Annotated in this window: 23 protein-coding genes; 17 read left to right on the top strand and 6 right to left on the bottom strand. The window is 59.0% G+C overall.

From position 1 onward, the window contains the following. Positions 1 to 39 precede the first annotated feature (39 nt). Positions 40 to 1,194: a tRNA epoxyqueuosine(34) reductase QueG gene (gene queG, locus OKC31_RS17785; RefSeq protein ID WP_247823954.1), complete on the bottom strand. Its 1,155-nt coding sequence runs from the start codon at positions 1,192 to 1,194 to the stop codon at positions 40 to 42. 60 nt (positions 1,195 to 1,254) lie between these two features. On the opposite strand from queG, the gene OKC31_RS17780 reads away from it, so the two are divergent. The 11 genes from OKC31_RS17780 to OKC31_RS17730 all read left to right on the top strand — a co-directional run bounded on the left by OKC31_RS17780 (position 1,255) and on the right by OKC31_RS17730 (position 12,053). Continuing rightward, a complete protein-coding gene (locus tag OKC31_RS17780) occupies positions 1,255 to 2,766 on the top strand; it encodes an NAD(P)H-hydrate dehydratase (RefSeq protein ID WP_247823955.1) in 1,512 nt (503 codons plus the stop codon). Between the two features lie 10 nt (positions 2,767 to 2,776). Continuing rightward, positions 2,777 to 3,250, top strand: coding sequence for a tRNA (adenosine(37)-N6)-threonylcarbamoyltransferase complex ATPase subunit type 1 TsaE (tsaE, locus tag OKC31_RS17775; RefSeq protein ID WP_201942721.1), 474 nt, complete (start codon positions 2,777 to 2,779; stop codon positions 3,248 to 3,250). Positions 3,251 to 3,273: 23 nt separating this feature from the next. Beyond that, the gene (locus OKC31_RS17770) at positions 3,274 to 4,962 is read left to right on the top strand and encodes an N-acetylmuramoyl-L-alanine amidase (protein ID WP_247823956.1); all 1,689 of its coding nucleotides are present in this window, start codon (positions 3,274 to 3,276) and stop codon (positions 4,960 to 4,962) included. A 16-nt stretch (positions 4,963 to 4,978) separates the two neighbouring features. Then, positions 4,979 to 5,158 carry a hypothetical protein gene (locus OKC31_RS17765; RefSeq protein WP_047436150.1) on the top strand — a complete coding sequence of 60 codons (180 nt, stop codon included), beginning with the start codon at positions 4,979 to 4,981 and terminating at the stop codon, positions 5,156 to 5,158. Positions 5,159 to 5,161: 3 nt separating this feature from the next. Further along, entirely contained in the window at positions 5,162 to 7,033 is a 1,872-nt protein-coding gene (gene mutL, locus OKC31_RS17760; protein ID WP_247824171.1) for a DNA mismatch repair endonuclease MutL, read from the top strand. Beyond that, a complete protein-coding gene (gene miaA / locus OKC31_RS17755) occupies positions 7,023 to 7,952 on the top strand; it encodes a tRNA (adenosine(37)-N6)-dimethylallyltransferase MiaA (RefSeq protein WP_247823957.1) in 930 nt (309 codons plus the stop codon). The genes mutL and miaA overlap by 11 nt, the downstream gene beginning before the upstream one ends. Before the next feature lie 72 nt (positions 7,953 to 8,024). Continuing rightward, complete coding sequence (hfq, locus tag OKC31_RS17750) at positions 8,025 to 8,288, top strand: RNA chaperone Hfq (RefSeq protein ID WP_005339045.1); 264 nt, start codon at positions 8,025 to 8,027, stop codon at positions 8,286 to 8,288. A 63-nt stretch (positions 8,289 to 8,351) separates the two neighbouring features. Beyond that, positions 8,352 to 9,638, top strand: coding sequence for a ribosome rescue GTPase HflX (gene hflX, locus OKC31_RS17745; protein WP_005339043.1), 1,287 nt, complete (start codon positions 8,352 to 8,354; stop codon positions 9,636 to 9,638). A 91-nt stretch (positions 9,639 to 9,729) separates the two neighbouring features. After that, a complete protein-coding gene (gene hflK, locus OKC31_RS17740) occupies positions 9,730 to 10,881 on the top strand; it encodes an FtsH protease activity modulator HflK (RefSeq protein WP_107682589.1) in 1,152 nt (383 codons plus the stop codon). 3 nt (positions 10,882 to 10,884) lie between these two features. Then, complete coding sequence (gene hflC / locus OKC31_RS17735) at positions 10,885 to 11,769, top strand: protease modulator HflC (protein WP_005339038.1); 885 nt, start codon at positions 10,885 to 10,887, stop codon at positions 11,767 to 11,769. 95 nt (positions 11,770 to 11,864) lie between these two features. Continuing rightward, positions 11,865 to 12,053, top strand: coding sequence for a DUF2065 domain-containing protein (locus tag OKC31_RS17730; RefSeq protein ID WP_005339036.1), 189 nt, complete (start codon positions 11,865 to 11,867; stop codon positions 12,051 to 12,053). A gap of 81 nt (positions 12,054 to 12,134) precedes the next feature. Here the strand turns inward: OKC31_RS17730 and ispB are convergent, their stop codons facing one another. Further along, complete coding sequence (ispB, locus tag OKC31_RS17725) at positions 12,135 to 13,106, bottom strand: octaprenyl diphosphate synthase (protein WP_247823958.1); 972 nt, start codon at positions 13,104 to 13,106, stop codon at positions 12,135 to 12,137. 242 nt (positions 13,107 to 13,348) lie between these two features. Between ispB and rplU the strand changes: the two genes are divergently transcribed. The 4 genes from rplU (at position 13,349) to OKC31_RS17705 (ending at position 17,075) form a co-directional block, all read left to right on the top strand. Then, entirely contained in the window at positions 13,349 to 13,660 is a 312-nt protein-coding gene (gene rplU, locus OKC31_RS17720; RefSeq protein WP_005304210.1) for a 50S ribosomal protein L21, read from the top strand. A gap of 17 nt (positions 13,661 to 13,677) precedes the next feature. Continuing rightward, positions 13,678 to 13,935, top strand: a complete 258-nt coding sequence (gene rpmA / locus OKC31_RS17715; RefSeq protein ID WP_005339028.1) for a 50S ribosomal protein L27 — start codon at positions 13,678 to 13,680, stop codon at positions 13,933 to 13,935. Between the two features lie 200 nt (positions 13,936 to 14,135). After that, the gene (cgtA, locus tag OKC31_RS17710) at positions 14,136 to 15,338 is read left to right on the top strand and encodes an Obg family GTPase CgtA (RefSeq protein WP_247823959.1); all 1,203 of its coding nucleotides are present in this window, start codon (positions 14,136 to 14,138) and stop codon (positions 15,336 to 15,338) included. A gap of 366 nt (positions 15,339 to 15,704) precedes the next feature. Next, entirely contained in the window at positions 15,705 to 17,075 is a 1,371-nt protein-coding gene (locus tag OKC31_RS17705; protein ID WP_247823960.1) for a YjiH family protein, read from the top strand. Between the two features lie 184 nt (positions 17,076 to 17,259). Here the strand turns inward: OKC31_RS17705 and OKC31_RS17700 are convergent, their stop codons facing one another. Together OKC31_RS17700 and OKC31_RS17695 are read right to left on the bottom strand one after the other, a co-directional pair. Beyond that, a complete protein-coding gene (locus OKC31_RS17700) occupies positions 17,260 to 17,601 on the bottom strand; it encodes a hypothetical protein (protein ID WP_139405623.1) in 342 nt (113 codons plus the stop codon). Between the two features lie 52 nt (positions 17,602 to 17,653). Further along, positions 17,654 to 17,983, bottom strand: coding sequence for a hypothetical protein (locus tag OKC31_RS17695; protein WP_139405625.1), 330 nt, complete (start codon positions 17,981 to 17,983; stop codon positions 17,654 to 17,656). A gap of 305 nt (positions 17,984 to 18,288) precedes the next feature. On the opposite strand from OKC31_RS17695, the gene OKC31_RS17690 reads away from it, so the two are divergent. Further along, positions 18,289 to 19,278, top strand: coding sequence for a luciferase-like monooxygenase (locus tag OKC31_RS17690; RefSeq protein ID WP_247823961.1), 990 nt, complete (start codon positions 18,289 to 18,291; stop codon positions 19,276 to 19,278). A gap of 172 nt (positions 19,279 to 19,450) precedes the next feature. Beyond that, on the top strand, positions 19,451 to 19,951 hold the full coding sequence (locus tag OKC31_RS17685; RefSeq protein ID WP_247823962.1) for a 2TM domain-containing protein: 501 nt from the start codon (positions 19,451 to 19,453) through the stop codon (positions 19,949 to 19,951). 118 nt (positions 19,952 to 20,069) lie between these two features. Here OKC31_RS17685 and OKC31_RS17680 read toward each other — a convergent pair whose 3' ends face one another. After that, positions 20,070 to 20,891, bottom strand: a complete 822-nt coding sequence (locus OKC31_RS17680; RefSeq protein ID WP_005358331.1) for a symmetrical bis(5'-nucleosyl)-tetraphosphatase — start codon at positions 20,889 to 20,891, stop codon at positions 20,070 to 20,072. Positions 20,892 to 20,897: 6 nt separating this feature from the next. Then, positions 20,898 to 21,260: a Co2+/Mg2+ efflux protein ApaG gene (gene apaG / locus OKC31_RS17675; RefSeq protein ID WP_216952934.1), complete on the bottom strand. Its 363-nt coding sequence runs from the start codon at positions 21,258 to 21,260 to the stop codon at positions 20,898 to 20,900. Between the last annotated feature and the right edge of the window lie 3 nt (positions 21,261 to 21,263).

Here is a 21,263-nt window from a genome sequence, read left to right as displayed (position 1 = left end):
CATGAAAAAAGTGCTGCAATCCGGCAAGGGGCAGATCACTTATGCGTGATCCGACAGACCTTTTTCGATGCAGCGGATCAGCAAACGGGTCTTCTTGTTCTCTTCATCCTGACGCCGGGCAAGGGTGGCCAGCGCCCATTCGATATGTTCGGCCACCATGGGCTCGGCGGTGGTCAGCCCCAGTTGCAGGGCCGCGATCACCTCGGGGGTCGCCGGGCCATTGCCAAGGGCGACTGCCAGATTGCGGCGCCAGCGCTGGTAACCGATGCGGCGGATCGGGCTCCCTTCGGTCTGCTTGAGGAAATCGCTCTCGCTCCAGCACCACAGCGCCAGCAGGGGCGGGCGGTGCAGGCTGGGGCGCGGGCTAAAATCGGGTTCCGGGCTGGCATCGGCGTAGCGATTCCAGGGGCAGATGAGCTGGCAGTCGTCGCAGCCGTAGATGCGGTTGCCCATCAAGGGCCTGAACTCTTCCGGAATAGGACCGTCGTTCTCGATGGTGAGATAGGAGATGCAGCGGCGGCCATCCACCACATAGGGTGCGACAATGGCGCCGGTCGGGCAGATGTTGATGCAGGCGACGCACTTGCCGCACTGCTCCTTCTTCACTGGCTGGTCGAGCGGTAGCGGCAGGTTGAGCAACAGCTCACCGAGAAAGAAGAAGGAGCCGGCCGATTCGTTGAGCAGCAGTGAGTGTTTGCCAACCCAGCCGAGGCCCGCCTTGGCTGCCAGTGGCCGCTCGAGGATGGGGGCGGAGTCGACGAAGGGGCGCCACTCACCCAAGGTCTCTTCAGTGCCTTGAAACAGCTCGGCGCAGCGTGCTTCGATGCGATCACCCAGCAGTTTGAGCCGGTTGCGCAGCACCTTGTGGTAGTCGCGACCGAGGGCATAGCGGCTGATATAACCGAGGGTCGGATCGCGCAGGGTAGCGGCGAAGCCCGCCTCGAACGGCAGGTAGTTCATCCGCACCGACAACACCCGCACCGTGCCCGGCAGCAGTTCGTGGGCGCGCGCCCGCATCATGCCGTGGCGCGCCATGTAATCCATGCTGCCGTGATAGCCCGCATCCAGCCAGGCCTGCAATCTCGGCTCTTCGATACGCAGATCGGTGTCGGTGATGCCCGCCTGGTCAAAACCTAGCTCCCGTGCCCAGAGCTTGATATCGTGGGCCAGCTGGTGGAAGTCAGGTGCACTCATGCGGCTTGGCCTGGCCGGCGTTTGCTGGCGTGGGTCGATTGATAAGAGGCGGGAGCCGTCATGGTAGAGATCATCAGGGGCGCGTTGGGCACAAAAGAGGGGGGCAGTTTACCACAGGGGCTGTGGCAGACTGAACAGATCCGCGCACTGGAGCGCAACTGGGCCGCGCGTGAGGGGCAACCTCTCTATGCCCTGATGGAGCGAGCCGGTGCCGCGCTGCGCACCTATGCCACTCTGCATTGGCCCGACAGTCGCTGCTGGTGGATCTTCGTCGGCCCCGGTAATAACGGCGGTGATGGCTATGTGCTGGCCCGCCTTGCCCGCCAGATTGGCATCGAGGTGGTGGTGATTGCCGCCAGAGCACCCGACCAGCTGAAGGGGGATGCCAGACGGGCCGCCGATGAGTGGCTGGCGGCCGGTGGCCGGGTCTGGCTGGCCGAGCAATTTGATAAGGACCAGCACTCCACCCCGGATCTGGTGGTCGATGCCCTGCTTGGCACCGGCGTCAACACCTCCCTCTCGCCACTACTGACAAAGATCGTCGCAACAATCAATGGCTTGGCTGTGCCCGTGCTGGCGGTGGATCTCCCCTCCGGCCTCAACGGCGATACCGGCCGTGCCATGGGGTTCGTGGTGCAGGCCACTCGCACTCTCACTTTTATCGGTATCAAGCAGGGGATGCTCACCGGCGACGGGGTGGATTGCGTCGGCCAGCTCGACTGTGATCCCCTTGGCGTGACGCCTGATGACACTATGCTGCCCGCCGCCTGGCGTATCGATTATCCACTGCTCAGCACGCAGTTGACCCCGCGCCCGCGCGCTTCCCACAAGGGCTCTTATGGCAAGGTACTGCTGGTGGGGGGCAATCGCGGCATGCAGGGGGCCATCGTGCTGGCGGCCCGCGCCTGCCTGCGGGCGGGGGCCGGGCTGGTGCGGGTGTGTCAGCATCCGGATCATCCACCGGTCAGCCTCTATCAACCTGAACTGATGAGTCTCACTACCGCTGATGACGAGGGGTGGGCGTCGGTGCGGGTCATTGGCCCCGGGCTCGGTCAGGATGAGTGGGGAAGAGCACAAATCACCCGTTATCTCACCGAACGGCTGCCACTGGTTTTGGACGCCGATGGATTGAATTGGCTGGCGCAATCTCCCCGCCATCAGGATAATTGGGTGCTCACGCCCCATCCCGGCGAAGCAGCGCGCCTGCTGGGATGCTCCATTGCCGAGATTGAAACCGACCGGTTTGCCGCTGTGCAGGCACTGCAGCGGCGTTATGGCGGTGTGGTGTTGTTAAAAGGGGCGGGAACACTTATTTATGACAGCGAGCGAGTCGCTCTCTGTTGTGAAGGCAACCCAGGCATGGCAAGTGGCGGCATGGGCGATCTGTTATCTGGTATAATCGCCGCCCTTTTGGCCCAAGGCTGGTCTGCCACCATGGCAAGCTGGCTGGGCGCCGTGATCCACGGCGAGGCTGCAGATCAGGCCGCCGCCGACGGCGAGCGGGGCATGCTGGCGTCAGATCTGCTGCCGCTGATCCGCAAACTGGTTAATCCCGACACCATTACAAGTTAAAAAGAAGAACATGGCAAAACAGTTGATGATGACACTGCCGGACGAGGCAGCAACCGTGGCACTGGGTGGCCGTCTGGCACAGGCCTGCCAGCAGGCGACCACAGTGTTTTTGCATGGCACGCTTGGCGCCGGTAAAACCACCCTAACCCGCGGCTGGGTGCAGGGCCTTGGCCATCAGGGCAAGGTAAAAAGCCCGACTTACACCCTGGTTGAACCCTATGAGCTCGATGGCTGGCAGGTCTACCATTTTGATCTCTATCGCCTGGCTGATCCGGAAGAGCTGGAATTCATGGGCATTCGGGACTATTTTGCCGCCAACACTCTCTGTCTGGTGGAGTGGTCCGAGAAGGGCGAGGGCTGGTTACCGGCTCCCGACCTGGAAATTACCCTCACTTATGTAGGCGAGCAGCGCGAGGTTCTGATAGAGGCTCGCACTGTTATTGGCGAAGCCATTCTGGAACGGTTGTCATCTACGTGCGCTTGATCCTTGTTATTGCTCTCTCTTTGATGGCGTTACCCTCCTGGGCGAATCAGCTCAAGAGCGTACGAATCTGGCCATCACCGGATAACACCCGGGTGGTGCTCGATATGAGCAGCGCCCCCAATTACAACTATTTCACCCTCATCGGCCCGGATCGGCTGGTGATCGACCTGAAAGGGGCGAGCAACGCCGCCAATCTGGCGCGGATCGAGAACAACAGCGAACTGGTGCGCAAGATCCGCCAGAGCACTCCGCTGGAGAAGGGCGGTCTGCGACTGGTGATGGATCTCAGCTCCGCCATCAAGCCGGTGGTCTTTCCGTTGGCGCCAGCCGGGCCTTATGGCCACCGTCTGGTCATCGACCTTCCTTATGAAGAGAAGCGTTCGGCTGCAGCGGTGCAATCTACGCCTGTCGGTGGCAAGGGCAAGGGAGTGGTGATTGCCATCGACCCGGGCCACGGCGGTGAAGACCCGGGCTCCATCGGCCCGCGTCGTACCTATGAAAAACGGGTGACGCTGGCGGTCTCCCAGAAGCTGGCGGCACTGATCGACCGCGAGCCGGGGATGCGTGCCGTGATGACCCGTCGTGGCGACTATTTCGTCGACCTCAACAAGCGCTCCGAGATTGCCCGCAAGGCGAAGGCGGATCTGCTGGTCTCTATCCATGCAGACAGTTTTCATAACTCGACCCCGCGCGGTGCCTCGGTCTGGGTCTTGTCGACCAACCGTGCCAACCGCGAGATGGGCAGCTGGCTGGAGAAGCAGGAGAAGCAGGGCGAGCTGCTGGGCGGTGTCGGCAAGGTGTTGGCGGAATCCGATCCCAACCCCTATCTGGCACAGACCTTCCTCGACCTCTCCATGGACAAGTCCCGTGCCGAAGGTTATGACGTCAGTCGCCAGATCCTGCGTTCCATGGGTAAGGTCGCCCGACTGCACAAGAAGGCACCGGAGCATGCCAGTCTGGCGGTGCTGAAGGCGCCGGATATTCCATCCGTGCTGGTGGAGACCGGTTTTATCTCCAACCATGCGGAAGAGAAGCTGCTGGCCACCGCCAGCTATCAGGACCAGCTGGCCCGCGCCATCTTCGAGGGGATCCGCAACTACTACCGCGCCCACCCGACCAAGGGGGCCATGCTGACCGGCAAGGGGCAGGTGAGCCAACCTGCCGCTACTCGCCCTGCACCGGTAGCCCGGCAGCCGGTGAGCCAGCCCAGGCAGGCACAGTCGCAGCCGGTAGTGACCAACAAGATGCCCGCTACTGCCCGCGACAGCGGCACGGCGAGCGGCTCTGGTGCCGGGGTGATCAAGCCTTACTCGGCGGCAGCGCAGGAGAGCGGTGCACCGGTCAGCAGTGTGGGGGACTATGACAAATCGCGGATGCTCCGCCATGTGGTCAAACGGGGTGAGAGCCTCTCCCGCCTTGCCGAGAAGCATGGAGTGAGTCAGTCCACTTTGGTGGAGATCAACCAGCTGCGCAGTCGGGATATTCAGATCGGTCAGACCATCTATATCCCCCAGCAGGGGCAGAGCCGCAGTGCCGCCCCCGTTCGCAGTGACGACAAGTCGCAGATGATCCGCCATGTGGTCAAGCGGGGCGAGAGTCTCTCCCGCCTTGCCGAGAAACACGGGGTGAGTCAGGCTCGGCTGGTGGAGATCAACAAGCTCAAGTCGCGGAATATTCAGGTAGGGCAGGTGCTCTACATTCCGCAAAACTGACGCTCGGGAGCGGGCGATGCCGCTCCCGCTGTTAGCGAATACCATCAGCAAGATTGAAATTCAGGAGTCAGCAATGCCGATCCGTATATTGCCCCCTATCCTTGCCAACCAGATTCCGGTTGGTGGAGAGGTGGTGGAGCGGCCCTCCTGGAGCCTTAAGAGACTGACCATCCGCAAGATAGAAATTCAGGAGTAAATGATGCCGATCCGTATTTTGCCACCCATTCTGGCCAACCAGATTGCAGCCGGAGAGGTGGTGGAGCGGCCCTCTTCTGTGGTGAAAGAGCTGGTGGAGAACAGCCTGGATGCGGGTGCCGACCGGGTCGAGATCGACATCGACAAGGGGGGCGCCAAGCTGATCCGTATCCGTGACAACGGCTGTGGCGTCGCCAAAGACGAGCTGGTACTGGCGTTGTCGCGTCATGCCACCTCCAAGGTGGCCACGCTGGACGATCTGGAAGGGATCAACAGCCTCGGTTTTCGTGGCGAGGCGCTCGCCTCCATCAGCTCGGTCTCCCGTCTCACCTTCACCTCCCGTACTGCAGATCAGTCCGAAGCCTGGCAAGCCCAGGCGGAAGGGCGGGATATGAGCGTCACCATCAAGCCGGCGGCCCATCCGGTGGGCACCACGGTGGAGGTGGTGGATCTCTTCTTCAATACCCCCGCGCGGCGCAAATTCATGCGCAGCGAAAAGACCGAGTTTGCCCATATCGACGAGCTGGTGCGCCGCATCGCGCTCTCCCGCTTCGATGCCACCCTGATCCTGCGCCACAATGGCAAGGTGGTGCGCCAGTACAAGGCCGCCAATACCGTGCCGGAGCAGGAGCGTCGCCTCGCCGCCGTTTGCGGCACCCCCTTCATGCACCATGCGCTGGCGGTGGAGAGCGAGCACAGCGATGTGCGGCTGTGGGGCTGGTTGGCGACTCCGGAGGGGGCAAGACCGCAAAACGACCTGCAATACACCTATGTAAACGGTCGGATGATGCGCGACAAGCTCATCAACCACGCCATTCGTCAGGCCTATGACGAGCTGCTGCCTCCCGATCGCTTCGCCGCCTATGTGCTCTATATCGAGCTGGATCCCCGTCAGGTGGATGTCAACGTCCACCCGGCCAAGCATGAGGTGCGCTTCCATCAGGCGCGACTGATCCACGACTTTATCTTTCAGGCGCTGTTTACTGCGCTGCGCCGCGAAGGGGTCAGTGCCGCTCATCAGGATGCGCCGCTGGCCGAAACTCTGGTCGAGTTGCCGGTCAGTCCGCAGATTGAATATCCCGGTCAGGCGCCACGTCCCGAATGGTACGGTGCCGAGCACAGCTACCGGGCACCTGCACAGGTGCGGGAGGGGGGCGGTGGGGCTGGCCGAGCCAGCAATTATCAACCGCCCGAGCCCCCAAGCCGTGAGGCGATGCGCGGCATGGGCGCTCTGCTCACTACGCTGCCTATCGCAACTGCGGCTGAGGCTGCTCCCGTACAGTCCACCGACACAGTGCCGTCACCCAAACAGGGGGGATGTCGTGCCCTGACACTGGTGGATCAGGCCTACCTGTTGATCGAGCGGGATAATCAGCTGGCGCTGCTCTCGCTGGTGCGCGCCGAGCGGGTGCTGCTGCGCCACTGGCTGCTGGAGACCTGGGGCCAGGGACTGGCGGCCCAGCCACTGTTGCTGCCGGTCTCCTTCAAATTGCCGAAGAATTTGATCGCGCTGGTGACCGAGCAGGAACGTTTGCTGAAACGGATGGGGCTGGAGTTGAAAAGCGGGGGGCGCGACACCATGATCCTGACTCGGGTGCCGGCTCTGCTGCGCCAGACCGATCTGGTGCGTCTGTTACCCGAATTGCTGCAAATTATCGAGGGCGGATCTGACAGTGATGCTGGTCAGCAGGCTGAAGTATTATGCCAATGGCTGGTGGAGCAGGGGATAAGCCGCGAGAAGATATACGATTTTTCAACTGCCAGTCGTCTGCTGACGGAACTTGTGACTGATTTCAGTGACCAACTGGCAGATATTCGCATGGTACGCCCGCTTTCGCTGGCGACCGTCCTGGAGGAGTTTGAACATGGCGAGTGACTTGCCGACCGCAATTTTTCTGATGGGGCCGACGGCCTCCGGCAAGACGGATCTCGCCATTGAACTGTGCCAGGCATTGCCTTGCGACATCATCAGCGTCGATTCAGCGCTGATCTATCGCGGCATGGATGTAGGCACAGCCAAGCCGACCGCCGATGAACTGGTACGTGCCCCGCACCGGCTGATCGACATTCTTGACCCTGCCATGAGCTATTCGGCAGCCGATTTTTGCAAGGATGCCCTGCGAGAGATGAAAGAGATCGCCGATCGCGGCCGCATTCCGCTGCTGGTGGGCGGCACCATGCTTTATTTCAAGGCGCTGCTGGAGGGATTGTCCCCGCTGCCCTCTGCCGATCCCGCCATTCGTGCCGGGATTGAGGAAGAGGCTGCCCGCCTCGGTTGGCAAGCGCTGCACGACGAGCTGGTGCGCATCGACCCTGTGGCCGGGGCGCGGATCCACCCCAATGACCCGCAGCGACTCTCTCGGGCGCTGGAGGTCTACCGTATCAGCGGCAAGACCCTTACCGAGTTGACGCAGGTGCAGGGGGAGGGTTTGCCCTATCGGGTGCTGCAGTTTGCCATCGCCCCGAGCGATCGTGCCGTGCTGCATCAGCGTATCGAACAGCGCTTTGACAAGATGCTGCAAGGCGGCTTTGAACAGGAAGTTCGTGCGCTGATGGCGCGCGGCGATCTGCACCCGGATCTCCCCTCCATTCGCTGTGTGGGTTATCGCCAAATGTGGGACTACCTGTGCGGTGAAGTGGGGTATGATGAGATGCGTTATCGTGGCATTGTTGCCACACGCCAATTGGCAAAACGACAGATGACTTGGTTGCGCGGCTGGCCCGATGTGACCTGGTTGGAATCTGGTGAGTCTGGCAATCTCGACCGCGTGCTTGCTCGCGCTGGTGCGGCTTGACACTCCCTGTATAATCAGGTTGTTATATTGATATTCGGTGTTTAAAAACAACAAACTATAAGGAAAAGAAAAATGGCTAAGGGGCAATCTCTCCAAGACCCGTTTTTGAATGCGCTGCGCCGTGAGCGGATTCCTGTTTCTATCTATTTGGTGAACGGCATCAAACTGCAAGGTCAGATCGAGTCTTTTGACCAGTTTGTTATCCTGCTGAAAAACACCGTGAGCCAGATGGTTTACAAGCACGCCATCTCGACTGTCGTACCGGCCCGTGCCGTCAATCATCACCAGCCCACTCCGGGTGGCGCTGCTGATGAACAGGGTGATGCCGAGGCGTGATATCCCTGGGCGAGTCGACTCGCCAACTCAGATTCATCATGATTCCTGTTAAGGAGCAAGCGCTTGTTTGACCGTTATGAAGCTGGCGAACAGGCCGTTCTGGTGCATGTCAACTTCAGTGATGAGGGTGAGCGGGAGGATCTGGAAGAGCTCAAGATGTTGGTGAGCTCGGCCGGAGTCAATGCGCTGGGGGTAATTACCACCAGTCGCAGTGCGCCCAGTGCCAAATTTTTTGTCGGCAGTGGCAAGGCTGAAGAGATCGCGTCCCAAGTCCAGATGCTGGATGCCGACGTCGTCATCTTCAACCATGCCCTGACCCCTGCCCAGGAGCGCAACCTGGAGCGTCTGTTCCAGTGCCGGGTGGTGGACCGAACCGGCCTGATCCTCGATATCTTTGCCCAGCGCGCCCGTACCCACGAAGGTAAACTGCAGGTCGAACTGGCCCAGTTGCGCCATCTTTCCACTCGTCTGGTGCGAGGCTGGACCCACCTTGAGCGTCAAAAGGGCGGGATCGGTCTGCGTGGCCCGGGTGAAACCCAGCTTGAAACTGACCGACGTCTGCTGCGGGAACGCATCAAGGCGATTTTGCGTCGGCTCGACAAGGTGGCCAAGCAGCGGGAGCAGGGACGCCGCGCCCGCAACCGCAACGAAGTGCCGACGGTGTCACTGGTTGGTTATACCAACGCCGGAAAGTCCACTTTGTTCAACCAACTTACAGCTGCCAGCGTGTATGCTGCCGACCAATTGTTCGCAACTCTGGATCCCACCCTGCGTAAACTGGTGATTCGGGATGTGGGTGATGTGATTTTGGCGGATACAGTTGGATTTATTCGACACTTGCCCCATGATCTGGTCGCGGCCTTCAAGGCGACCCTGCAGGAGACCCGTGAAGCGGATCTGCTGCTGCATGTGGTGGACTGTGCCGATGAGCAGATGCAGGAGAATATCGACTCCGTGCAGCAGGTGTTGGCCGAGATCGAAGCCGATGACAGGCCCCAGCTGATGATCTGCAACAAGATCGACAAGCTGGCGGATCGTCCGGCAGGTCTGGAGCGAGATGACGAGGGGCGCCCGTTGCGCGTCTGGTTATCGGCCCAGACCGGTGAAGGTTGTGAGCATCTGTTTACGGCGCTGACCGAATTGCTGGCTGGCTCCATGGTGCATCACACCCTGCAGTTGCCTCCTTCTGCCGCGAGATTGCGCAGTGCGCTCTATCAGCTGAAAGGGATTGAGCAGGAAGGTTTTAGCGAGGAGGGTGATTTCGTGCTGGAAGTCCGCTTGCAAGTGGCCGACTGGAACCGCCTCGTGAAACAGGAAGGTGAGAGTTTACAACGCTTTATCAGGCATTGATTCGTCGATGAAGATGAACCCTTAGGGGCTTCTCAACGTATGATGGCCCGATAGAGATGATATCCATCCGCATGTATTAATGGAGACGCTGATGGCTTGGAATGAGCCTGGTAACAACGGCAAAGACCGTGACCCTTGGGGGAATAACGGCAAGAATCAGGGACCCCCTGATCTGGATGAAATGCTGCGCAAAGTGAGTCGCCGTTTCGGTGGCTTGTTTGGTGGCGGCAAATCTGGCGGCGATGTAGGTCGCTTTGGTATCTCCATCGCGCTGGTTGTGGCTGTGGTGGTGTGGGTCGTCAGCGGCTTCTACACCATTCGCGAAGCGGAGCGTGGTGCCGTGCTGCGGTTTGGCAAGTTTTCCCATATTGTCGAGCCGGGCCTGCGCTGGAAGCCGACCTTTATCGATCAGGTGATCCCGGTGGACGTTGAGTCCGTGCGCTCCCTGCCTGCCTCGGGTTTCATGCTGACTCAGGATGAGAACGTGGTACGGGTCGAGATGGACGTGCAGTACCGTGTGGTCAATCCCGAGCAGTATCTGTTCAGCGTGACCAATGCCGACGAGAGTCTGGGTCAGGCCACCGATAGCGCCCTGCGCTATGTAGTGGGTCATACCCGGATGGATGACGTCCTGACTACCGGTCGTGAGAAGGTGCGTCAGGAGACCTGGCAGGTGATCGATGGCATCATCGAGCCTTACCAGATGGGTCTGCAGATCGTTGACGTCAACTTCCTGCCGGCGCGTCCGCCGGAAGAGGTGAAAGACGCGTTTGATGACGCCATCTCCGCTCAGGAAGATGAACAGCGCTTCATTCGTGAAGCAGAAGCCTATGCCCGTGAAGTCGAGCCCAAGGCCCGTGGTCAGGTGAAGCGTCTGGAGCAGGAAGCGGAAGCTTACAAATCCCAGATCGTGTTGAAAGCCCAGGGTGAAGTCGCTCGCTTCAACGAGCTGCTGCCCCAGTATCAGGCTGCCCCCGAGCTGACCCGTGAGCGTATTTATCTGGAAACCATGGAAGAGCTCTATCAGCAGGCCAACAAGGTGGTGGTCGACATGCCGGCTGGCAACAACAGCATGATCTACCTGCCGCTCGACAAGCTGTCTGGCAAGCCGAAGGCTGCCCAGTCTGATCGTGCCACTGTCGCCCCGGTCACAGAGCAGGTCCCCGTTTCCAACGAGGGTGCCAACTCTACCCCGACAATGCCGCTGCGTAGCGGTGACCGCTTCAGCTCAGGGAGAAACTGATAGATGAAAAAGCTAGCTATTGGTGCAATCGCTGTCGCGGCCATGGTCTGCTTCTCCTCTGTCTTTATCGTTGATGAAGGTCAGAAGGGGATTGTGGTGCAGTTTGGCAAGGTGAAGCGGGTTGACTCCGGTGAACCCCGCCTCTATGAGCCGGGCCTGCACTTCAAGGTGCCGCTCATCGACCAGGTTCGCAAGATGGATGCCCGCATCCAGACCATTGACAGCCAGGCCGACCGTTTTGTCACCTCCGAGAAGAAAGACCTGATCATCGACTCCTACGTGAAGTGGAAGATCGAGGACTTCTCCAAGTACTACCTGGCAACCGGTGGTGGCAACAAGCTGCAGGCTGAAGATCTGCTCAAGCGCAAGATCAACAATGGTCTGCGTTCCGAGATCGGTAACCGCACCATCAAGGACATCGTCTCCGGTGAGCGCAGTACCGTGATGGAAGATGCCCTGAAGAAGATGGCGCGCTCCTCCGAGCTCGGTATCAAGGTGGTGGATGTGCGGATCAAGCAGATCAACCTGCCGGTGGAAGTCTCCAACTCCATCTACCAGCGGATGCGCGCCGAGCGTACCGCAGTTGCCCGTGAGCACCGCTCTCAGGGTCGCGAGAAGGCTGAAATCCTGCGTGCCGATATCGACCGCAAGGTGACCGTCATGATCGCTGATGCAGAGAGTAATGCTCGTCAGCTGCGCGGTGAAGGGGATGCGGAAGCCGCCAAAATCTATGCCGACAGCTACAAGAAAGACCCCGAGTTTTTCAGCTTCGTGCGTAGCATGGAGGCCTATCGCAAGAGCTTTGCCGGTGGCAACGACCTGATGGTGCTCAAACCGGACAGCGAGTTCTTCCGTTACCTCAAGTCTCCTCACGGCACCAAGCAGTAATCGCCACGAGGTCACATTCAAAGGGTCTGCATTGTCAGACCCTTTTGTTTTTCCAGCCGTCGACCCAGGGGGCTGGTTGCATTGAAGGAGGTCGGATGCTGACATCCATGCTGATGGGGTTGGGATTGCTGCTGTTGTTCGAGGGACTCGGCCCGCTGTTGATGCCAAGGGCATGGCAGCAGATGTTGCGGCTGCTGAGCGATCAGCCACCGGAGCAGTTGCGCCGTATCGGCGGCTCGCTAGTGGTTGCGGGTAGCGTGATCCTCTGGATGCTGAGTCGCTGAGTCTGGCGCAATGCACTGTCCAGCAGATAGAAGACAATAAAAAAGAGGCCAACGGCCTCTTTTTTCATCCATGTCGTTTACTCAGGCACTGCGCTGCACGGCCATGTGGGCCAGTGTTTCCAGCGCGTGCTTGTGCGGGGAGTCCGGCAGGATGGCGAGGGCGGCAATGGCCTTGTCGGCCTCTTGCCTGGCACGCATGCGGGAGTACTCCAGCGCGCCAGTGCGGTCGAGAATGCCAAGGATCTGCTCAAGATGCTCCATGCCGTTGCGGTGCTCGATGGCATCGCGCACCAGCTGGCGCTCTTCCTGCGTGCCCGCTTCCATGGCGCGCAGCAGCGGCAGGGTCGGTTTGCCTTCGGCCAGATCGTCGCCGACGTTCTTGCCCATCTCTTCGCTCTGGGAGCAGTAGTCCATCACGTCATCGATGATCTGGAACGCGGTGCCCAGATACTTGCCGTAATCGGTCATGGCCTGCTCGACGGGCTCGGGCTGATGGGTCAGCACGGCGGCGAGTCGGGTGGCGGCTTCAAACAGCTTGGCGGTCTTGCAGTAGATGACCGTCATGTAGCTCTCTTCGGTGGTGTCCGGATCGTTGCAGTTCATCAGCTGCAACACTTCCCCTTCGGCGATGGTGTTGGTGGCATCCGAGAGGATCTCCATCACCCGCAAGTTGGAAAGTTCGGCCATCATCTGGAAGGAGCGGCTATAGAGGTAGTCACCGACCAGCACGCTGGCAGCATTGCCAAACATGGCGTTGGCGGTCTCCCGGCCGCGGCGCAGGTCGGATTCGTCGACCACGTCGTCATGCAGCAGGGTAGAGGTGTGAATGAATTCGATGATGGCGGCCAGTTTCAGGTGATCCTCACCCTCATAGCCCAGCGCACGCGCAGCCATCACGGTCAGCATGGGGCGCATCCGTTTCCCGCCGGCGCTGACAATGTAGAAACCCAGCTGATTAATCAGACTAACGTCGGACTGGAGTCGGGCCAGGATCAGTTCATTGACCGCCGTCATGTCGGCGGCACAGAGCGCACGGATAGTCTGTTGGTCCATAAGTCTCGTAACGTGACAGCAGCAATAACTGCGATTTTAGTAATGGCAGGGATTCTACACGATTTCACAATGGGTTACAGTTAGGCGTTTATCCACGGCGGCAGATATGCGCACAAAATAAACTTTTAGCTAAATTGGCCTTGCCTGAGCAGATCGATTTGCGTAGAATGCCCGCCCATTGTTATAGGTTTTTGCGCATGTCTAGCCTTGAGCAAAAGACATGCCTTTACGGAGTTAATCAAATGTACGCGGTATTCCAAAGCGGCGGAAAACAACACCGTGTGGCCGAAGGTCAAATCGTTCGTCTGGAAAAGCTGAACGTTGAGACTGGCGCTACCATCGACTTCAACGAAGTTCTGATGGTTGCTGCAGGCGACACTTTTAAAGTAGGTGCTCCTTTCGTTGAAGGTGGCAAGGTTGTAGCTGAAGTTGTGGCTCACGGCCGTGGCGAGAAAGTGACTATCGTCAAGTTCCGTCGTCGTAAGCACCATCGTAAGCAAGCGGGCCACCGTCAGTGGTTCACTGAAGTCAAAATCACTGGCATCAGCGCTTAATTAGAGGAGTCCGATAAATGGCACACAAAAAAGCTGGCGGTTCATCCCGCAACGGTCGCGATTCTGAAGCTAAACGCCTGGGCGTGAAGCGTTTCGGCGGCGAAACAGTTCTGGCTGGCAGCATCATCGTTCGTCAACGTGGTACCAAGTTCCACGCTGGCACCAACGTTGGTCTGGGCAAGGATCACACCCTGTTCGCAACCGCGACTGGTAAAATCCTGTTCGAAGTTAAAGGTCCGCTGAATCGTAAATACGTTAGCATCGTTGCTGAGTAATTACGGACCGCAAGGATCCGAAGCCCCGCCAACAGGCGGGGCTTTTGTTTTTCTGACGTCTTTCTGATGTCGTTGACGAAAAAACGGAACGCAGCTGACTTTGGCTCTGACGGGCATGATTGGCAAGATGCGTATCGCCCGCAGGGGTCTGTACCACTATAATTGCGTATCGGTTTTTCGAATTAAGGTGACGGTTACCTATGAAGTTTGTTGATGAAGTCCAGATTCGAGTCGATGCCGGTGACGGTGGTAACGGTTGTGTAAGCTTTCGCCGTGAAAAATATATTCCCAACGGTGGTCCGGACGGCGGTGACGGCGGTGACGGTGGCGACGTATATCTGATCGCCGACGAGAACCTCAATACCCTGATCGACTACCGTTTCGAGCGTTTCCATGCTGCCGAGCGCGGTGAGAATGGCCAGAGCGCCAACTGTACCGGCCGCCGCGGCAAGGACAAGATCCTGCGCGTGCCGGTCGGTACCCGAGCGACCGATGAAGATACCGGTGAACTGCTGGGGGATCTGACCCACCACGAGCAGAAGCTGCTGGTTGCCAAAGGTGGTTTCCATGGTCTGGGCAACACCCGCTTCAAGAGCTCCGTCAACCGTGCTCCCCGCCAGAAGAGCAACGGTACTCCGGGTGAAGTGCGTACCCTGAAGCTGGAGCTGCTGCTGCTGGCCGATGTCGGCATGCTGGGTCTGCCCAACGCAGGCAAGTCTACCTTTATTCGCGCCGTTTCTGCGGCTCGCCCGAAAGTAGCTGATTACCCCTTCACTACCTTGGTACCGAACCTAGGTGTGGTGCGTGGTGAAAACTCCCGCTCCTTCGTGATCGCCGATATCCCGGGTCTGATCGAAGGTGCAGCCGAAGGCGCAGGCCTGGGTATCCGCTTCCTGAAACACCTCGAGCGTTGCCGCGTGCTGATCCACCTGGTGGATATCTGCCCGGTTGATGGCTCCGATCCTGCTGAAAATGCCGTGACCATCGTCAAGGAGCTGGAGAAGTACAGCCCGGAACTGGCTGGCAAGCCGCGCTGGTTGGTGTTTAACAAGATGGACCTGATCCTGGAAGAAGAAGCTCAGGAGGTGATGGATCGCGTCAAGGCGGCCCTGAACCACGAAGGTCCGGTCTATGCCATCACTGCCATCAGCAAGGAAGGCACCAAGAAGGTCTGCTACGACATTCTGGATCTGCTGGACACCATGCCCCGTCAGCTGGCGGAAGATGCCAAAGACGCCATTGAGAAGGCGGAGTTCAAGTGGGACGACTACCACAAGAACCAGTTGGCCAAGGCTGAAGCGGAAGCACTGGCTGCCTCTCTTGCCTTCGATGAAGGGCTTGATGATGACGATTGGGATGACGACGAAGATGATGGCGTTGAAGTCATCTACGTCCGTGACTGATCCCCGTCACTCTCATTGAAAACCGGAGCCTGAACAGGCTCCGGTTTTTTTATGTCTATCGAGCAGCAACTCATTAGGTATATTTGTGATGTCACTTATTGCCTGCCACTGATAACCGATTATACTGCCCACAAAAATTAACAATAACGAAACAATCATCTGGCGATGTCGATTGAATCGATATGCGCCGCTGTATCTTATTGTTTTAATGGAAGGTTTACCTGTGGAAATATTTATGCGCAGATTTCTGTCTTAAGGGCTTGTTTGTGCATTTTTTTAGAGTATTCTTGCGCCCGTTTTGCCGGTTAATGCATGAATACGCAGGTTGGCCGGGCTAGGGAAAAGTAACATTAGGGCAGTCATATCATGTTGGAAAAGAGTCTCGAAGCACCTGCGGTCAATACTCGCCGTAACTTGTTGATGTTTCTGGTTCCGTCACTTATCGGGATCCTGCTGTTCATGACGCCGGTCGTCTATGACGGTAACGTCACCATCCCGGTGGCCGTGCTGGCCAAGCTGGTACAGCGCGTTTTTGCCGATTATCTGGTCGCCATGGTCAGTGCGGTGATCACCACCACCATGCTGATGACGCTGATTGCCTGGCTGTTCAAGCCGGCGATTCTGGTGCGTCGTCCTTTCCTCAACAGCTTGTTCAATGTCTCCCCTTTCTGGGCCTGCGTGCGGGTATTGGGCGGTATCTTCGTGCTGCTGACCTTCTTCCAGGTGGGGTCAGAGGTGCTTTACTCCGGCGCAACCGGTGGACTGGTGCTCAACGATCTGCTGCCGGTGCTGTTTTCGGTCTTCATTTTTGCCGGCCTGCTGCTGCCGTTACTGCTCGATTTCGGGCTGCTGGAATTTGTCGGCACCATGATGACCCGCATCATGCGTCCGGTGTTCCGGTTGCCGGGTCGCTCCGCAGTGGACTGCTTTGCCTCCTGGCTTGGCGATGGCAGCGTTGGCATCCTGCTGACCAGCAAGCAGTATGAAGGTAAGTTCTATACCCAGCGTGAAGCCGCGGTGATTGGTACCACCTTCTCTGCGGTCTCCATCACCTTCTGTCTGGTGGTGATCTCCCAGGTGAAGCTGGAGCACATGTTTGTCCCCTTCTACCTGACCGTCTGTCTGGCGGGTGTGGTCGCGGCCATCGTGGTGCCGCGTCTGCCGCCACTTTGCTGGAAGAAGGACATCTATGCCGATGGCACTCCCCTGTGCCGCAAGCAGGAAGCCGTGCCACACCAGCACAGCGTGATGAGCTATGGTTTCGAGCGTGCGCTGACCAAGGCTGACAGCATGACTGATCTCGGCGCCGTCGTGCGGGAAGGGGTGAAGAATGCACTGGATATGGTGTTTGGCGTGCTGCCGGTGGTGATGGCGATCGGTACCTGTGCCCTGATGCTGGCCGAACATACCCCTATCTTCAACTGGCTTGGCGCCCCGTTCGTCCCCTTGCTGGAGCTGCTGCAACTGCCGGAGGCGGAAGCGGCGTCCAAGACCATCATGGTCGGTTTTGCCGACATGTTCATTCCGGCAGTGTTGGCCTCGACCATCGAGAGTGATATGACCCGCTTCGTGATTGCCGCCATGTCGGTGACCCAGCTGATCTATATGTCGGAAGTGGGTGCCCTGCTGCTGGGCAGCAAGATCCCGGTCAAGCTGTGGGAGCTGTTCGTTATCTTCCTGCTGCGCACTCTGGTCACCTTGCCGGTTATCGCCGGGGTAGCACACCTGCTGTTCTAAGGGCGCAGCGCAGTGAAAAAACGGTCAACCTGGGTTGACCGTTTTTTTATGGCTTTTCCTCTTTTCTCCGGGCTTGATGGATGACGCGGGTTATTCGCAAAACGTCCTGCCTTGCAAGGTGTGGGTCATTCGCCGTGGGCTGAGTGTGGGTAACAAGAGAGAAGGGCCTGCGGGCCCTTGCTCATCAGTGTCCCTGCGGGTGGGGCTGTGCCGGCTTGCGGGGACACTGCACCAGCAGGGTATGGATGGTGTAGGTGCTGATCTGGGGGAAGCTCGGGCTAAATCCCCTCATCGGGTCGGTGCCCCCCATGCTCATCTGAACCTTGGTGAAGGTGTGCTGGCTGCGATCGGTTTCCTGATAGCCCTGCGGACAGCTCAAGCTTGCCTGTTGCTGGCAATCATCCGGCGCACTGCACTCGATCTGGAATCGTTGCAGCGAGGAATCTGCGGAGGTGAGCTCAGTGACAGTGGCGGGGGCGCAACCGGACAGCAATATACTGCCCAGCAGGACAATTCTCTGTGGCATAAAAGGCGCGTGCTCTGTGGGACAAGAAAAGGGGGGGAGCGTGACGTTATGCTCAGATCGGACACTGGATGGTTAACGAGTGGACCGTGTTGGCGATGCGATAGGGCTTGGCAGCTTGGTAGATTTTCTTCTCCTTGTCATAGCTTCCCCCCAGATACTGGGTGCTGTAGAGCGTCTGCTGGCGGCGGTCGGTCTCCTTGTAACCTTGCGGGCAGGTCTGGTTGGCCTGCTGGAAGCAGGCTTTCATGCTGCTGCACTCGATGTAGAAGCCTCGCTGGCTGGGATCGGCAAGGTGCACTGGGGTTACGGTGGGGGCGGGGGGAGACAACAGGGCGCAGCCGGAGAGCGTCAGCGTGCCCAGCAGAACGAGATGTTTTGACATAGATAACCTGAACAGTGTGGTGTGACAAAGAGTGAGGGGGAGTCTATTGCTCCCCCTTCGCTATAGGGGCACCGTTATAACCAGCCAGGGGCGCTCAGGCCAGCCCGCAAATGTAAGAAAATATGATCCACCCACGGGCTTGTGCAGCCAGCAGGATGAGCGTTCAAACAATACTTGCCTGAGATTTGTTCCGTTCGATTGCTGCCGCTTGGCAGGCAGAGTGTGGCAGGAGATAGTGATTCATTCAGGTATCCCGTGCTACATTGCCCCACTTGTTACTGGCCTGTAAATCAATGGAGTGAACCATGTCTGCCATCCCCTATTCCGTGCTCGATCTAGTGCCTGTTGCCGAAGGTTCCGTGCCTGCCGAGTCGTTTCGCTGTTCACGGGAGCTTGCCCGCCATGCCGAAGGCTGGGGTTACCAGCGCTACTGGCTGGCCGAGCATCACAACATGCCGGGCATTGCCAGTGCCGCCACCTCGGTGCTGATCGGTCATCTGGCCGAGGCCACCACCACTTTGCGGATCGGGGCGGGTGGCATCATGCTGCCGAACCACTCGCCACTGGTGATTGCCGAGCAATTTGGCACTTTGGCCTCGCTCTATCCCGACCGCATCGATCTCGGTCTTGGTCGCGCCCCCGGGACCGATCAGCGCACCATGCGGGCGCTGCGGCGTATGCGCAGCGGTGAGGTGGATGATTTCCCCGCCGATGTGCGTGAGCTGATGAGCTACTTTGGCGACGAGATTGGCGCGGTGCAGGCGGTACCCGGCCAGGGGCTGTATCTACCCATCTGGCTGCTTGGCTCCAGCCTCTACAGTGCGCAACTTGCAGCGGCGATGGGCTTGCCATTCGGTTTTGCTTCCCATTTCGCGCCCGCCATGTTGCTGCAAGCGCTGGAGATCTACCGTAGCCAGTATCGCCCCTCTGCTCGCTGGCCTAAGCCTTATGCTGTGGTCTGTATCAATATGATCGCCGCCGACAGCGAGCGCGAAGCCCGCTTTCAGTTCACTACCGTGCAGCAGCAGTTTTTGCGCCTCCATCGCGGTGATGCGGGCAAGCTGCCTGCGCCGGTCGTCCAGCTTGGCGACGAGTGGGCGCCCCGTGAGCTGATGGCGATGGAGCAGACCCTTGCCCGCTCTCTGGTAGGAGACCCTGAGCAGGTTCGTCACGGCCTCAAGGCGCTGCTGGCGGAAACCCGCGCCGATGAGCTGATGTTCAATGGGCCCATCGTCGATCATCAGGCCCGACTGCGTTCTTTCGAGATTGCCGCCGAGCTGATGCAGAGCCTGTGATTACACATCCGGGCACATCTGCATGTGTGCCAGAGCTTGACCTTATATCTCTTTATGTTTATTCAACTTATTGATTTTAAAGCGTTGTCAGGTTGATGTCGGCCATCTGTCGTGTCACCTTTCGCGGCGCAAGCCCTATGCTGGCCCTGTCAATTACCATAAGGAGTTCGAGATGATCGTCAGGAAGTTGAGATTGCAACGGGGTTGGTCTCAGGATCAGTTGGCAACGTTGACTGGTTTGAGTGTCCGCACTATCCAGCGGATCGAGCAGGGGCAGCAACCCGGACTGGAATCTCTCAAGGCCCTGGCCGCCGTCTTTGAACTCGATGTGGCTCAACTGGATGGATCAGAGCAACAGGAGCGCGAGATGAGAGGAAGTGACACTATGGGTCAGGATGCGGTGCAGGTATCGGCAGAGGAGCGGGTGGCAATGCGCTATGTGGAGGAGCTCAAGGGCTTCTATCACCATGTCGCTAGCTACGTGGTGGTGATCTGCGGGCTGTTTGTCATCAATTACCTGAGCAATCCGGAGTACATCTGGGCCTGGTGGCCAACCCTGGGCTGGGGATTGGGGCTTGCCTCCCATGCTGTTCGGGTGTTTCAGCCCTTCAAGCTGTTTGGCCCCGAGTGGGAGCGGCGCCAGATCGAGAAGCGGCTGGGGCGCAAGTTGTAACTTCGTTCGCCGGAAAACAGGGAGCCTAAAACAGCAAGCCCGGCAGATTACCGGGCTTTGTGATTGGAGCTGGTTGTGGCAATCCGTGCGGCAGCGACCGCCAGATTGCTGCGTCCCCCTAGCTGGCGTGAACCGGGCAAGGGGTGGCGATCAGGGCATCATCCTCGTAGCGCCACAGAGTGAGGCTGTTGCCCCAGACACAGCCGGTATCGAGCGCTTTGATGTCGCTCTTGCCGGTGTTGCCCATCAGGGCCGCCCAGTGGCCGAACACCAGAATGGGGTCATCCACGTGATGCTCGCGCTGTTCGAACCAGGGACGAAGGCCCGGGGTCGACTCCTTGGGGCCCTTCTTGCATTTGAAGTCGAGCCGACCATCGAAGTAGCAGAAGCGCATTCGGGTGAAGGTGTTGATGATGTAGCGGTAGCGGTCGATCCCGACCAGATCATCTTTCCAGCCATCGGGCTGGTCGCCGTACATGTTGTGCAGCAGCCAGCTGTACTGGTCACCGCGGAGCAGGCTCTCTACCTCGCGGGCGCAGTTGCGCGCGGTGCGGACATCCCACGCCGGAGAGATACCGGCATGCACCATCATGATGGGGAGATCCGGATGTTCGGCCAGTAGCGGGCGGTGGCGCAGCCACTCCAGCAGTTCATCCCGATCAGGGGCATCCATCAGGCTTTGCAGCTTGTCTTTCTTCTTGAGCGGTGCAACGCCATCAGCGACAGCCAGCAGGTGCAGGTCGTGGTTGCCGAGCACGGTAACGGCACGGTTGCCCAGCCCTTTGACAAAACGCAGGGTATTGAGGGAGTCCGGGCCGCGGGCGACCAGATCGCCGCAGAGCCAGAGCACGTCATTCTCGGGATCGAACGCGGCAAGATCCAGCAGACGGCGCAAGTCGTCGTAACAGCCCTGGATGTCACCGACAAAACAGTTCGCCATGAAACCTCAGTTGATAATATTGGGGATGGCCAGCGTGAAGGGGGCGATGTGCGCCTCGAACTGCTGACCAGAGCCATCTTGCAGGGTATAGCTCCCTTCCATCACCCCAAGCGGGGTCGCCAGCGGCACGCCGCTCTGGTAGCGGTAGGTCTCACCTTCGGCAATGACGGGTTGTTCCCCGACCACGCCTGGGCCTGCCACTTCCAGCATCTTGCCATTGGCATCGGTGATGAGCCAGCGCCGATGAAGCAGTTGCACCGGGCCGGGCCCCAGATTCTCAATCTCGATCAGATAGTGAAACTGGTAAGGGTCTTTGGAGCCCGCCACATACAGGGGGTATGGGCGGATCTCGATGTGCGGGAGTGCCACAGG

Source organism: Aeromonas sp. Y293-4 (assembly GCF_027705905.1).
GTDB lineage: Bacteria > Pseudomonadota > Gammaproteobacteria > Enterobacterales > Aeromonadaceae > Aeromonas > Aeromonas veronii.
Note: the sequence above shows the minus strand (reverse complement) of the source record. Positions and strands in the feature narration are given on the sequence as shown.

Coding starts and splice junctions, on each gene's coding strand:
- OKC31_RS17730 (WP_005339036.1), top strand. CDS start 11,865: ATGCTGACATCCATGCTGATGGGGTTGGGATTGCTGCTGTTGTTCGAG.
- cgtA (WP_247823959.1), top strand. CDS start 14,136: ATGAAGTTTGTTGATGAAGTCCAGATTCGAGTCGATGCCGGTGACGGT.
- miaA (WP_247823957.1), top strand. CDS start 7,023: ATGGCGAGTGACTTGCCGACCGCAATTTTTCTGATGGGGCCGACGGCC.
- ispB (WP_247823958.1), bottom strand. CDS start 13,106: ATGGACCAACAGACTATCCGTGCGCTCTGTGCCGCCGACATGACGGCG.
- rplU (WP_005304210.1), top strand. CDS start 13,349: ATGTACGCGGTATTCCAAAGCGGCGGAAAACAACACCGTGTGGCCGAA.
- OKC31_RS17705 (WP_247823960.1), top strand. CDS start 15,705: ATGTTGGAAAAGAGTCTCGAAGCACCTGCGGTCAATACTCGCCGTAAC.
- OKC31_RS17700 (WP_139405623.1), bottom strand. CDS start 17,601: ATGCCACAGAGAATTGTCCTGCTGGGCAGTATATTGCTGTCCGGTTGC.
- OKC31_RS17680 (WP_005358331.1), bottom strand. CDS start 20,891: ATGGCGAACTGTTTTGTCGGTGACATCCAGGGCTGTTACGACGACTTG.
- rpmA (WP_005339028.1), top strand. CDS start 13,678: ATGGCACACAAAAAAGCTGGCGGTTCATCCCGCAACGGTCGCGATTCT.
- OKC31_RS17685 (WP_247823962.1), top strand. CDS start 19,451: ATGATCGTCAGGAAGTTGAGATTGCAACGGGGTTGGTCTCAGGATCAG.
- queG (WP_247823954.1), bottom strand. CDS start 1,194: ATGAGTGCACCTGACTTCCACCAGCTGGCCCACGATATCAAGCTCTGG.
- tsaE (WP_201942721.1), top strand. CDS start 2,777: ATGGCAAAACAGTTGATGATGACACTGCCGGACGAGGCAGCAACCGTG.
- OKC31_RS17765 (WP_047436150.1), top strand. CDS start 4,979: ATGCCGCTCCCGCTGTTAGCGAATACCATCAGCAAGATTGAAATTCAG.
- mutL (WP_247824171.1), top strand. CDS start 5,162: ATGCCGATCCGTATTTTGCCACCCATTCTGGCCAACCAGATTGCAGCC.
- hfq (WP_005339045.1), top strand. CDS start 8,025: ATGGCTAAGGGGCAATCTCTCCAAGACCCGTTTTTGAATGCGCTGCGC.
- OKC31_RS17690 (WP_247823961.1), top strand. CDS start 18,289: ATGTCTGCCATCCCCTATTCCGTGCTCGATCTAGTGCCTGTTGCCGAA.
- OKC31_RS17780 (WP_247823955.1), top strand. CDS start 1,255: ATGGTAGAGATCATCAGGGGCGCGTTGGGCACAAAAGAGGGGGGCAGT.
- hflC (WP_005339038.1), top strand. CDS start 10,885: ATGAAAAAGCTAGCTATTGGTGCAATCGCTGTCGCGGCCATGGTCTGC.
- OKC31_RS17770 (WP_247823956.1), top strand. CDS start 3,274: ATGGCGTTACCCTCCTGGGCGAATCAGCTCAAGAGCGTACGAATCTGG.
- OKC31_RS17695 (WP_139405625.1), bottom strand. CDS start 17,983: ATGTCAAAACATCTCGTTCTGCTGGGCACGCTGACGCTCTCCGGCTGC.
- hflK (WP_107682589.1), top strand. CDS start 9,730: ATGGCTTGGAATGAGCCTGGTAACAACGGCAAAGACCGTGACCCTTGG.